The following is a 12,485-nucleotide window of genomic DNA, read 5'->3' as shown; positions in this document are numbered from 1 at the left end:
GGATCAAGCCATGCCGAAGAAGGTATTCGTCGTCGGGGTCGGGATGACCAAGTTCGAGAAGCCCGGTCGCCGCGAGGGGTGGGATTACCCCCAGATGGCCAAGGAGTCCGGCACCAAGGCGCTCGAAGACGCCGGCATCGACTACTCGGAGGTGCAGCAGGGCTTCGTCGGCTACTGCACCGGGGACTCGACGTCGGGCAACCGGGCGCTCTACGAACTCGGGATGACGGGTATCCCGGTGGTCAACGTCAACAACAACTGTTCGACGGGGTCGACGGCGTTGTTCCTGGCCGCCCAGACGATCCGCGGCGGGTTGGCCGACTGCACCATCGCGCTGGGTTTCGAGAAGATGCAGCCGGGTTCGCTGGGCGGCGGGGCCGATGACCGCGAATCCCCGATGAAGCGACACATCTTGGCGCTCAACGAGATCGACGAGATGCAGTTCCCCGTGGCGCCGTGGATGTTCGGCGCGGCGGGTCGCGAGCACATGAAGAAGTACGGCACCACCGCCGAACATTTCGCCAAGATCGGCCACAAGAACCACAAGCATTCGGTGAACAACCCGTACGCGCAGTTCCAGGAGGAGTACACCCTCGACGACATCCTGGGCGCCCGGATGATCTCCGATCCGCTGACCAAGCTGCAGTGTTCCCCCACCTCCGACGGTTCGGGTGCGGCGATCCTGGCCAGTGAGGAGTTCGTCGACCGCCACGGTCTGGTCGAACAGGCCGTCGAGATCGTCGGTCAGGCGATGACCACCGATTTCGAGAGCACCTTCGACGGCAGCGCCCGCAACCTCATCGGCTACGACATGAATGTGCAAGCGGCGCAACAGGTCTACACGCAGTCGGGACTGGGTCCGGAGGACTTCCAGGTGATCGAGCTGCACGACTGCTTTTCGGCCAACGAGTTGCTGCTCTACGAGGCGCTGGGCCTGTGCGGCGAGGGCGAGGCGCCCAAGCTGATCGACGACGAGCAGACCACCTACGGCGGTCGCTGGGTGGTCAATCCGTCGGGCGGTCTGATCTCCAAGGGCCATCCCCTCGGGGCGACCGGTCTGGCGCAGTGCGCGGAGCTGACGTGGCAGCTGCGCGGCACCGCCGACAAGCGGCAGGTCGACAACGTCACCGCCGCCCTGCAGCACAACATCGGGTTGGGCGGCGCCGCGGTTGTCACGGCGTACCAGCGCGCGCAGCGCTGAGACCGGCCCGGGAAGTAATCCTCTTCCGTTTGCGCTGATCAAGGAGGAGAATCGCAAACGGAGCATGGAGGTCGGTCATGGGCGTGGGTATGAAGATCGCCGCTGCGGTCGGCGGACTCGGGGCAGCGCTGGCCGCTCCGGCCGGGTTGGCGTCGGCCGATCAGCGATCGGCGCAGGACGTCATCAACCAACTGCGCAACGAGGGCTACAGCGTCAACATCGATCGCGTCGGTAGCGCGCCGCTGAGTGAATGCGTCGTGACCAACGTGCGCAACTCGCAGGGCGTCAACCAATGGTCGCCGATGTACCGGTTGGGACTGCCCGAAGAGTTCAACCAGTTCACCTTCCCGGTCATCGCACGGTCGGTGTCGGTGACGGTCAACTGCAGCTGATCTGACACGGAAACGACCCGGCCGCTCTCCTCGGCCGGGCCGTCCCGCTGCGCGCACCTACGCTGGGGCAGGAACTTTCGCCTGCGCCGGCGCCTCGGAGCGCGAATCCGGGGTGTGGTCGTCGACCATGGTCAGCTCGTCGAACGGATCATCGCCGCGCAGCACCGCGTCCACCCGCTCCTTGTCGATGGTCCGAGTCCAGGATCCGACCAGGATGGTCGCCACGGCGTTGCCCGAGAAGTTGGTCAGCGCACGGGCTTCGGACATGAACCGGTCGATGCCGACGATCAGCCCGACCCCGTCGAGCAGATCCGGGCGGTGGCTCTGCAGGCCGGCCGCCAGGGTGGCCAGCCCCGCTCCGGTCACCCCGGCCGCACCCTTGGAGGCGACGATCATGAACACCAGCAGCCCGATCTGTTCGGTCAGCGACAGCGGGTCGCCGAGGGCGCCGGCGATGAACAGCGATGCCATCGTCAGATAGATGGCGGTGCCGTCGAGGTTGAACGAGTAGCCCGTCGGCACCACCACGCCGACGGTGCTGCGGTCCACGCCGAGGTGTTCCATCTTGGCGATGAGTCGGGGCAGCGCGGACTCCGACGACGAGGTGGACACGATGAGCAGGTACTCGCGGGCCAGGTAGCGCACCAGTTTGAAGATCGAGACACCGGCGACGACCCGCATCAGGGTGCCGAGAATTCCGAAGACGAAGACCACGCAGGTGAGATAGAAGCCGAGCATCAGGGCGAGCAGTTGGGTGACCGCAGCCCAGCCGGTCTGGCCGACGACGTTGGCGATGGCGCCGAACGCGCCGATGGGCGCCAGCCACAGGATCATGACGAGCACCTTGAACACCAGCTTCTGCAGGTGTTCGATCCCCCGCAGGATCGGCTCACCGCTGCGCCCCATGGCCTGCAGTGCGAACCCGACGAGCAGCGCCACGAACAGCGCCTGCAGGACGCTGCCGGCGGTCAGCGAGGAGAGCATCGTGTCCGGGATGATGCCCTGCACGAAGTCCATGAGACCGCCTGCCTCATGAGCTTTCTCGGCCAGTTCGGCGCCCTTGCCCGTGGCGCTCTCCGACAGGTTCATGCCGGTGCCCGGGTGCAGGATGTTGCCGACGAGCAGTCCGATGGCCAACGCGAAGGTCGACATCGCCAGGAAGTACACGAAGGCCAGCCCGCCGACCTTGCCGACGGTGGCGGCTTTGCGCACCGACCCGATGCCCAACACGATCGTGCAGAAGATCACCGGCGCGATCATCATCTTGATCAGGTCGACGAACATGGTGCCGAGCACGCCGACGCTCTTACCGACCTCGGGGGCGAGGATGCCGACCGCCACACCCGCGACGACCGCCACGATGACGGCGATGTAGAGCCAGTGGGTGCGGTCGCGCCGCGGACGCGCGGGTGGGTCGGGCACGTCGGGGCGGTCGAGGGTGACGGTCACGGGAATCCTCCGGTCGACATCGAATGTGGTCTGCAAGTAGGTTCGGCGAGGACGTGAGCCAGGTCACGCTTTAGTGCATTTCGTTCAGTGGGAAGGATCAGCATGGACGCCAGGAGCGCCTGATTGCCCATGGGACCCGATCGCAGCCCGTCGACTCGCCGGCCGTGGCCACTCGCGACCCAGGCGATCATGTTGCAGATCGCAGTGATCGTCGTGATCGTGGCCGCGGGCAGCGTGCTCGCGATCCTCGACGCCCGGCGCGACGGTGACGACGCGGCCCGTCAGCAGGTGATCGGCATCGCGACCGCGCTCGCCGATTCGCCGTCCACCGCACAGGCCATCGTCTCCGGTCGGGCCACCGACGCCCTGCAACCGGTCACCGAGGCCGTGCGCGGGCAAACGGGGATTGCGTTCATCACGATCATGGCGCCCAACGGGATTCGCTTCACCCACACCGACCCCGCCCAGATCGGCGGCCGCTATCTCGGCACCACCGCCCCGGCGCTGCGGGGTGAGACGTTCAGCGAGGTCTACACCGGCACCCTAGGTCCGTCCATCCGCGCCGTGGCGCCGGTGCGCGACGTATCCGGGCGCATCGTCGGGCTGGTGTCGGCAGGCATCACCCAGCAGACGCTCGCGCAGCGCTGGCGCGCGCAGCTGCCCACCATCGCGGTGGTTATCGTTGCCGCCCTGGCGATTTCGGCGCTGGGCATATGGCTGATCGGCCGGCGCCTGCTCCGGCAGACCCACGGGCTGCGGCCCGACGAGTTGCAGGTGATGTACGAACATCACGACGCGATCCTGCACTCGGTGTCCGAGGGGCTGATCGTGCTCGACCGCGATCGGGTGCCGTTGGTCAACGACGAGGCCCGCCGCCTGCTCGCCCTGCCGCCCGGCCCCGTCGGCGCCGCCGATCTACCTGAGTTCCTGCGGTCTGCCGATCCGGGCGTTCGCGACGAGGTGCATGTCACCGAGGACCGGGTGTTGGTGGTCAACCGGTCACGGGTCGCGGGCTCGAATTCGGAGGTGGTGACCATCCGAGACCGCACCGAATTACAAAGTGCGCTGGGCGAACTCACGTCGCTCAAGGTGCTGACCGACTCGCTGCGGGCCCAGGCGCACGAATCGGCCAACAAGCTGCACACGGTGGTGACGATGGTCGAGATGGGCCGTCCCGACGAGGCCGTCCGGTTCGCGACGCATGATCTGGAGCTCTCGCAGCGACTCGTCGACCGGCTGTCGGGCGCGGTGGCCGAACCGGCGCTGGTGGCGCTGCTGCTGGGCAAGACGGCCCAGGCCGCCGAGCGGGGCATCGCGCTGACCGTCACCGAGGACACCCGGCTGCCGTCGCACACCGACGCACTGTCGGCGCAGGAATTGGTGACGGTGCTGGGCAACCTCGTCGACAACGCCATGGACGCGTGCGACCGCGACGACCCGTGGGTCGAGGTGACCGTCGCCCTGGAGACGGACTGTCTGGTGATCCGTGTGGCCGACAGCGGTCCGGGGATGGACCCGGTGACGTTCGAGAAGGCCATGGAGCGCGGGTACTCGACGAAGAACCACGGCGGCGCGACGGCCCACCAGGGGCTCGGCCTCGCCCTGATCGCCCAGGTGGTGCGGCGTCACCACGGCACGATCACCGCCGAACGCACCTACGGGTCGGTCATCACCGTGACCGTGCCGGAGGTGGCGCAGTGATCACCGTGCTGATCGTCGAGGACGAGCCGCTGATCGCGGAGGCGCACCGGACGTATCTGTCCCGGCTGCCCGGCTTCACCGCGGCCGCGGTGGTGCACACCGCCCGCGACGCGATGCGCGCCGCATCCGAGGCGACGGCCTCCGACCGCCCGGTCGATCTGGTGCTGCTCGACATCGGACTCCCCGATACCAACGGAATCGCTTTGGCCTCAGCGCTGTCTGGGCTGCGGCCGGCTCCGGACATCATCGCGATCACCTCGGAGCGCGATCTGGAGATGGTGCGGGCGGCAGTGTCGCACGGCGCGTTGGCGTATCTACTCAAACCGTTCACCTTCGCCGCGTTCCGGGACCGGCTCGAGCGTTACCGCCGCTACCGCGAGGCGCTGCCGTCCGGCACGGACGCGGCCAGCCAGGCCGAGGTGGACCGGGCGCTGGCCGAACTGCGGGTGGGCACCGACCGCGCGGCCGCCCCGAAGGGCGCTGCGCCGGCCACCAACGACGGGATCGCCCGGGCGGTGCGGGATACGCCCGAAGGCCTGACCGCCGACGCGGCGGCCCGGCTCGTCGGGGTGTCCCGGGTGACGGCGTGGCGCTATCTCGAACGCCTCGCCGACGACGGCACCGTGACCCGGCTGACCGACTACGGCGGGGCGGGCCGGCCGAAGACGCGCTATCAGTGGCGCCGGCCGGAGTGAGCGCTGATCAGACCGCGGGCTCCAGCTCGCGCACCTGGCGGCCGATGATCGGGTCGGTGGCGACGAAGTGCGAGTACGTCATCGGCGTCGCGGTGACCGGGACCTGCAGCGCGGTGATGGCGCCGTCGTAGTCGGCGACGTACACCCGACGGCCGTCACCGCGCACGGCGACAGCGGACGGCTGTCCCGGGCCGCTGATCTCGTCGACGATCTCTGTGCTCAACGTGTCGAACACCGCGACGCGGTCGTAGTCGACCACGTAGGCGCGGGTGCCGTCGGGGCTCATCGCCAGCTGGGTGGGTGCGCCGCCGACGGCCGCCGAGAAGGTAACGGCGTTGGCCGCGAGATCGATGACGTCGATCGCGCCGCCGACGCGGCGGTCCGACCGCAGCACGTAGGCCAGTCCCTCTCGGCCCAGCGCCAGATCGCGGATCGGCGAGGGCAGGCGCAGCCGTCGCACGGAGCGACCGGTGGAGGTCTCGACGGTGAGCAGTGCGCTGCCTGCCAGCCCGGTGACGGCGACGTAGAGATGGTCTCCGCCGTGATCGATGGCCAGGGCGTCGATGCTGGTTCCCGGACGGTAGGGGACGCCGAAGACGCCGACGCGTTCGGCGGTGGTGTCGATGACCGCGACGTCCACGCTCTCCTCGCCGGTGCGGCCGACGAACACACGCTTGCCGTCGGCGCTGGCGATCAGCGCGGTGGCGCTGAACGCCAGCGGGTAGGTGTGCACGATCTCGCCGTTGTTGGTGTTGACCACCACCACGGCGTCGTAGTCGTGGGACGTGACCGCGACGTACGCGCGGTCGTCGGCGACGGTGACCAGCACCGGGTCGCCGTCGACCTTGACGACACCGCGGACCGCCAGCGTGTCGGCGTCGAGCACCGAGATCGACTTGTTGCCGGAGTTGGCCGTCACGACCACGCCGGACAGTCCGTCGACGGCGACGTCGCCGACGGGTCCGCGAGGCAGTGCCGCGACGCTGGAAATGGTGACCTCGGGGTCGACGGCGTGCACACCGGTGGGCGCCGGGGCCTGCTCGGTGGTTTTCAGGCGCGAGAAAGTACGGGTCAAGATATTTGCCATGGTGTTGGGACCTCCGCCGGCGTCATGGGCGCCTGGCTCTCGATGTGAGTCGTATTCGCACCTCAGGTGGCGCGATCCCCACCGAGTGTAGCGACGCGAAATCCCCTACCGATCCCACGTTTTGGGCGGCCGGGACTCTGCGGAGCGCAGATTCTCAGAGCCCGCTTAGGAAATTCTTCGTTATCGAATTGTGACCGAATTGCAGCAAGCCATAGGGCCGTGTTGACGAGGTGTTTTCACTGGCCAGCGAAGAGCTCATGATCAAACCGCCCGGTCTCGAATCCCTCGGATTCTTACCTTTATCCGGTGACATTGAGCCGCAGATCACAATAACCGTCAGCAAATTCTCGGTGGCGCTATCCGTTCAGCGCAGTCGGCGCGCGGCAAAGCGCGCAGGACCGAAGCGACCGTGTCACCCGGCTTCGCTGGGCACCAACCGCAGCCGGAGCGCCTCGGCGGTCGCCGGGCCGACGACGCCGTCCACCTCAAGGCCCGCGGTGCGCCGTTGGAACTCGCGGACCGCGGCCTCGGTCTGGGGGCCGAAGCGGCCGTCGAGGTCGAGGTGGCCCGCGTATTCGGCGTAGGCGAATTTGAGTCGCCGCTGCAGTTCGGCGACCTGCGGACCCTCGGCTCCCCGGAACAGCAGGACGTCGGCGTACCGGCCGACCGGCACGCGGGGTCGCGGCGCGAGGGGCGGATCGGCGACCGTGCCGATGCCGATGCGCGCCTGCACGTCGGTGCGCAGAATGTCCATGTCGATCGCGCCCGGATCCCATTTGCCCTGCGCCCGGCCCGCGTACTCCTTGTGGCCGATGGTCCGGTCGGCGCCGTGGCCGAGCCGCCGGTTGATCGCCGCGCACGACCGCACCAGCGCGACGTATTGGGCGTCGGGCCAGTTCTGCCGGTGCGCGGCGGTGGGGCTGGTTCCGCTGTTGGCGCATTCGATGCCGATGGTGTGCCAGTTGCCCATGTTGGTCGGCAGCCATGGATACCTGCCGACGCCGGCGTGCCAGGCCACCCCGGCCGCGACGACGGTCACCGTCCCGTCCCTGGCGATGTGCAGCTGCGACAGGGGGCCGGGCAGGTCGGGTCTGCCGACGGCGATCGACGTCGCCGTGGCCCGGTCGGAGCCGGTGTGGTGGACCATCACCCCGCGGATGTCCCGGAAGTCGCCGTGACCGCGGCCGCGCCACCCCGGATACTCGACCGGCGCCAGCCCCTCGTCGCGCAGGACGTCGGCGAGCCACACGGGATCGCCGGCCCACGGCCGCGTCGCCGCCACCGGGGAGGGCGCCTCAGCGCGCGGGCAGTGCGGCGGGCAGCGCCGCGGGCAGCGCCGCCGGGACAGGCAGGCCCGGTGCGGGCGGGGCGACCGGGACGCCCGGCGGCAGGGCCGGCGGCGGCGGAGGTGGCGGCGGCGGCATGAGCACCCGCAGCATGTCGCCCTTCATCGCCTGCAGCTGCGATCCCCAGTACGCCCAGCTGTGGGTCCCCTTGGGCGGGAAGTTGAACACCGCGTTGCGACCACCGGCCGCCAGATACTTCTGCTGGAAGTCCTTGTTCGAGGAGACGGTGATGTTCTCGAGGTACTGCGCGCTGAAGTTGCCGCCGAAGTCGTGGCTGGTGTCCAGATCGGACATCGCGCCGCCGCCGCAGTAGATCCACAGCGCCGTTCCGTTGGCCACGAGCCTGCTGACGTTGACGGTGGGGTCGTTGCGCGTCCAGGCGACGTCGCTGGTCGGGCCCCACATATTGGTGGGGTTGAAGCCGCCGGCGTCGCGCATCGCGAAGCCGATCAGTGTCGGCCACAGCCCGCCGGACGGGTTGAGGTAGCCGGACAGTGAGCTCGCGAAGATGAACTGTTGCGGGTACCAGGTGGCCAGGTTGAGCGCCGCGCTGCCCGACATCGACACCCCGACCACCGCGTTGCCGGTCGGCATCTGTCCACGGTTGGCGGCCAGCCAGCCGGGCAGCTCCTTGGTCAGGAAGGTCTCCCATTTGTAGGTCACCTCGCCGCCCGAGTTCTTGGCCGGCTGATACCAGTCGGCGTAGAAGCTCGACTGGCCGCCGACGGGCATCACCACCGAGATGCCGGAGTCGTGGAACCACTCGAAGGCCGCGGTGTTGATGTCCCAGCCGTTGACGTCCTCCTGGGCCCGCAGCCCGTCGAGCAGGTAGACCGAATGCGGTCCGCCGTTCTGGAATTGCACGCGGATGTTGCGTCCCATCGACGGGGACGGCACCTCGAGCACCTCGACGGGCAGCCCCTCACGCGAGTACGCCGAGGCGGTCGGCGCGTGGTCGACCACCATCAGTGCGGTCGTGAGCGCCGCGAGCACGAGCGCCCCGACCGCACGCGTCCAGCTCCAGCCACCGAATCGTTGCGTCACCGCTGATCCACCCCATCCCAAGTCAGTAGACGTCGGGACGCTAACAGCGGCGCGACGCCGGCCCGCGCGCGCAGCGCCGCCCTTGACCGCGTCGTTATGAGACCTTGCGGAGACTGTGGCCTCAGAGTTCGACGGTCGCGACGATGCCCATGTCGGCCAGCGCCCGCACCACCACCGAGTGCAACCAGTCCTTGGTGTTCGGGCCGCCGGGCTGCCACGCCGACACCGACGCCGTGAGCCGTCCGCCGACACGGCATCCGCCGAGGAAGAGCAACCCGCCGGAGCGGTCGAGGATCGTGGAGGTGATGCCGGGTTCGACGATGCGGTACGTCACTGCGGACGCTGCGGCGCCGTCTGGCCGGCTCACCGCGGCGTCGAGGTCGCCGATGTTGGAGCAGCCGATCGGCGCGCCCCGCTCGGTGACCATCCCCTCGAGTCTGCGCACCAGGAACCGCGGGGTCAGCGGCGTCAGCGGCAGCGGCGCCAGCAACGGATTGGGCTGCTCGCGCAGCGCCACCAGTTCCCGTTTCAGATCGGCCCGCAGCCCGGTGAGGTCGGTCGTCACCCGCTGCGGATCTGCCCGCACCCGGGCCTCGGTCAGCGCGTTACCCCGGGTGTCGCCGGGGACCCGTTCGCTGACCGGGAACGACAGCGTCACCCGGTCGTCCGCGTCGTGCCGGCCCATCAGCAGCCCGATCCGGGCGGCGAATGCCCCGTACAGGGTGTTGCTCGTCCCCCCGAGCGCGGCGGCGCGCTCGTCCCATCGCTCGACGTCGGCCACGCACAGCACCGACGGCACCACCACGGCGCGGTCCTCCGCGCCCGTGACGGCGGGCCGGGGTGACGCCATCGATGCCGACAGGTCGTCCCGGGAACTGCGCGCCACGCGGACCGTCGCGCCGACCGCCCTGACGATGTCGGGTATCGCACGGACCACCCGCCGGGCGTCCTCGGCCCGGGCCGACCGGCGGCTGCGCGATGCCGGCGGCGGGTAGCCGAGGTCGTTCTGCAGATCGTTGACCGCGGCGATGATCGCCGTACAGATCGCCAGGGCGTCCCCGGTGGTGTGGGAGACGACGAGGGTGACCGCCGCGCCGCCGTCGCTCAGCGGCTGCACCCCCAGGTGCCAGGCTGGGCCCGACTCCGGGTCCACCGGCCGCCCGGCCCGCTCGTCGAGCCAGGCCCACACCTCTTCGCGGGTGCGGTCCGCCGCGGCGATGTCCAGATCGGCGGGACCGCGCGACGCCACCCACCGGTGGCGGCCGAACGGCAGTGGCGACCGTTCGATCAGCCTGCCGAGCAGCCCGTGGCCGAGGTTGCGCTGGAACCGGCGCAACGCGTCGATGTCGACCGGGCGGTCGTAGAACCAGGTGAACTGGATCGACGGACCCCGGCCGAGGGCGCGCAGCCCCAGAAACGACGCCTGATCGATATAGGCCAGCGTGTTGTCCACGAGGTGGCGGCTCAGGGCAGCGTCGCTCAGGGCAGGGCCACCGCCACGCCGTCGAGGCGCCACAGCGCCTCGAATAGTTTGCGTGCCGTCTTCTCCGCCTTCTTCTCCGCCTCGTGCATCGCCGAACCCTTGACCGCGGCGGCGGCGATCTGTCGGATCGTCGACTCGCCGTCCACATTTCGGGCAATGGCCGCCTGCACCGGCGTCACCTTGAACCGGGCACTGTTCGTGAAGACCTCGTCACCGGCCGTTCCGGCCCCGATCCGCCAGCTCGGCACGTAATCGAGCGACTCCAGCTTCGAGAAGTCGATCGTGTAGCTGCTCTTCGGCCGTTCCGGCCGGCACGCGATGAAGAAGTGGCAGCCGTTGGCGGTCTGCAGGCGCTCCATCACCGACCAGTGCTTCTCGCGCGGCAGCGCGTGCACCGCCTGGGTCATCTCATTGTCCGGCGAGTGCATCTCATGCATGTAGTACGGCGTGCGCAGGAACCAGTCCTGGAACACCAGACCGGCATCGGCCACCAGCGCCAGGCAGTCATCGACGGTGTAGTTGCGGTCGCGCCCGTGCAGGAACGTGTCGACCAGACCGGCGTCGTACTTCAGGTCCGGAGCGATGCGCATGTAGCTGCGCACGGGGTGGTCGGCCGGCAGCAGGTCGAGCGCCTGGCGCACCTTGCGCACCGACGGCTCGTTCTGGCCGAGATCCAGGTCGCGGCACACCGACTGCATGATCTCCACGCCCAGGCGGCCGTACTTGGCGTACAGCATGATGCCGATCGCGCCGTCGGGGCGCACGCACTCGGCCAGCGCCCGCATGCCCTGGAGCGGATCGGCCATGTGGTGCAGCACGCCGGTGGACACCACCAGATCGAACTGCTGTCCCAGCGACGGCAACTCCTCGATGGGCAGTAGGCGCAGTTCCAGATTCGACAGGCCGTGCTTGTCCTTGAGGTACTGCTGGTGGTCCAGCGACGGCTGGCTCACGTCGACGGCGAGCACCTTGGCGTCGCGGTTGTTGTAGGCGAAGACCGCCGCCTGGTTGGTGCCACAGCCGGCGATGAGGATGTCGACGTCGTGCTTGTATTCCTGGTCGGGCCAGAGCACCCGGTGCGCGTGGCTCGGATCGAACCACTGCCAGCTCGTCTCGGTCCACGTCTCCAGATCCTGGATCGGCTCCGGGTACCGGTACTGCTCGTACTGGTGGGCGACGATGTCGGCACGTGGATCAGCGGTCATGTCGGGGCGAGCTCCTTAAGTGCTTGTCGTTGTGGGTCAGGGGGTGATGACGGTCTGGGTGTTGACCAGCCGCATCGCCTCTTCGAGGGCCGGAATCTGCGCCTCGGAGCCGTCGGCGTTCATCTGCATCACGAACACGCCGTCCGGTGCCGGGAACAGCACCGTGGTCTGCTGGATGGCGCGGCGGACGTTGTCCTGCTCGCGGAGAAAGGTGCCCTCCATCTGCACACCGTCAAAGCCGCTGACGCGCAGCGGGGTGCCGTTGGCGCCGCGGTATTCTCGCTTGGCCTTCAGCTCCCCCGGTGCGTACAGCAGGGCCCGTGTCAGATCTCCGGGTCCGGTGAGTTTCGAGATGATCGTGATGATGTTGGGCGGATCGGCAAGCAGCGCTGGATCGTTGAGATACATTGCGCTCCAAGCCCATTGGGGCGTGTCGGGGCCCGCACCCACCCACCCGGGGGGCAACGGCATGTTGACCGTCGGCGCACCGGGGTCACCCGGGTGCATCGCGGTCTCGGTCAAGCCGTTGTCCCGGATGAAGTCCTGGATCGTGTAGGTCTGCGCCACCTGTTGTGACGGAGGCACCGCCGTCTGGGTGACCACCGGCGGCAAGGTCGTGGACGCATCCGACGACATCGACTGCTCGTCGGCCGGCTCAGAACCGCAGGCGCTGACGGCCACGACGGTCATCAGCGCGGCCAGCGCTGCGCCCCAACTCCTTCTCGGTGCCATCCACTCCCCCTCCGGACGATGTCCCGCGCCACAGCATAGGTAACCGGTACCCCGACGACCGTCGATTCCCCTCACGGTAGTCCCCGCGCGCGGATCTCCACGCGATCTCCACGCAACCTCCAAGTGCGCGGTCCGCCCCATCGACATGAT

Annotated in this window: 11 protein-coding genes; 4 read left to right on the top strand and 7 right to left on the bottom strand. The window is 68.8% G+C overall.

The annotated features are described in order from the left end of the window. The first annotated feature begins 10 nt into the window (after nucleotides 1-10). Nucleotides 11-1,201: a lipid-transfer protein gene (locus A5757_RS15425; protein WP_066835593.1), complete on the top strand. Its 1,191-nt coding sequence runs from the start codon at nucleotides 11-13 to the stop codon at nucleotides 1,199-1,201. A gap of 77 nt (nucleotides 1,202-1,278) precedes the next feature. Next, nucleotides 1,279-1,593 carry a hypothetical protein gene (locus A5757_RS15420; RefSeq protein WP_066835592.1) on the top strand — a complete coding sequence of 105 codons (315 nt, stop codon included), beginning with the start codon at nucleotides 1,279-1,281 and terminating at the stop codon, nucleotides 1,591-1,593. Nucleotides 1,594-1,650: 57 nt separating this feature from the next. On the opposite strand, the gene A5757_RS15415 is transcribed toward A5757_RS15420, so the two are convergent. Continuing rightward, entirely contained in the window at nucleotides 1,651-3,042 is a 1,392-nt protein-coding gene (locus A5757_RS15415; RefSeq protein ID WP_066835591.1) for a cation:dicarboxylate symporter family transporter, read from the bottom strand. 129 nt (nucleotides 3,043-3,171) lie between these two features. On the opposite strand from A5757_RS15415, the gene A5757_RS15410 reads away from it, so the two are divergent. Both A5757_RS15410 and A5757_RS15405 read left to right on the top strand, forming a co-directional pair. Continuing rightward, nucleotides 3,172-4,743, top strand: a complete 1,572-nt coding sequence (locus tag A5757_RS15410) for a sensor histidine kinase (RefSeq protein ID WP_066835590.1) — start codon at nucleotides 3,172-3,174, stop codon at nucleotides 4,741-4,743. Beyond that, the gene (locus tag A5757_RS15405) at nucleotides 4,740-5,438 is read left to right on the top strand and encodes a response regulator (RefSeq protein ID WP_066835589.1); all 699 of its coding nucleotides are present in this window, start codon (nucleotides 4,740-4,742) and stop codon (nucleotides 5,436-5,438) included. The genes A5757_RS15410 and A5757_RS15405 overlap by 4 nt, the downstream gene beginning before the upstream one ends. Before the next feature lie 7 nt (nucleotides 5,439-5,445). On the opposite strand, the gene A5757_RS15400 is transcribed toward A5757_RS15405, so the two are convergent. The 6 genes from A5757_RS15400 to A5757_RS15375 all read right to left on the bottom strand — a co-directional run bounded on the left by A5757_RS15400 (nucleotide 5,446) and on the right by A5757_RS15375 (nucleotide 12,335). Next, entirely contained in the window at nucleotides 5,446-6,513 is a 1,068-nt protein-coding gene (locus A5757_RS15400; protein WP_231984008.1) for a YncE family protein, read from the bottom strand. A gap of 424 nt (nucleotides 6,514-6,937) precedes the next feature. Beyond that, complete coding sequence (locus tag A5757_RS15395) at nucleotides 6,938-7,807, bottom strand: peptidoglycan-binding domain-containing protein (protein ID WP_066835585.1); 870 nt, start codon at nucleotides 7,805-7,807, stop codon at nucleotides 6,938-6,940. Nucleotides 7,808-7,820: 13 nt separating this feature from the next. After that, nucleotides 7,821-8,915, bottom strand: a complete 1,095-nt coding sequence (locus A5757_RS15390) for an esterase family protein (RefSeq protein ID WP_066835583.1) — start codon at nucleotides 8,913-8,915, stop codon at nucleotides 7,821-7,823. 121 nt (nucleotides 8,916-9,036) lie between these two features. Continuing rightward, nucleotides 9,037-10,368 carry a hypothetical protein gene (locus A5757_RS15385; protein WP_231984007.1) on the bottom strand — a complete coding sequence of 444 codons (1,332 nt, stop codon included), beginning with the start codon at nucleotides 10,366-10,368 and terminating at the stop codon, nucleotides 9,037-9,039. Between the two features lie 26 nt (nucleotides 10,369-10,394). Next, a complete protein-coding gene (locus A5757_RS15380) occupies nucleotides 10,395-11,603 on the bottom strand; it encodes a bifunctional 2-polyprenyl-6-hydroxyphenol methylase/3-demethylubiquinol 3-O-methyltransferase UbiG (protein ID WP_066835581.1) in 1,209 nt (402 codons plus the stop codon). A 36-nt stretch (nucleotides 11,604-11,639) separates the two neighbouring features. Next, complete coding sequence (locus A5757_RS15375) at nucleotides 11,640-12,335, bottom strand: LpqN/LpqT family lipoprotein (protein WP_066835579.1); 696 nt, start codon at nucleotides 12,333-12,335, stop codon at nucleotides 11,640-11,642. Nucleotides 12,336-12,485 lie beyond the last annotated feature (150 nt).

This window comes from Mycobacterium sp. 852013-51886_SCH5428379 (genome assembly GCF_001665575.1).
GTDB lineage: Bacteria > Actinomycetota > Actinomycetes > Mycobacteriales > Mycobacteriaceae > Mycobacterium.
This window is presented reverse-complemented; position numbering and strand designations above follow the sequence as displayed.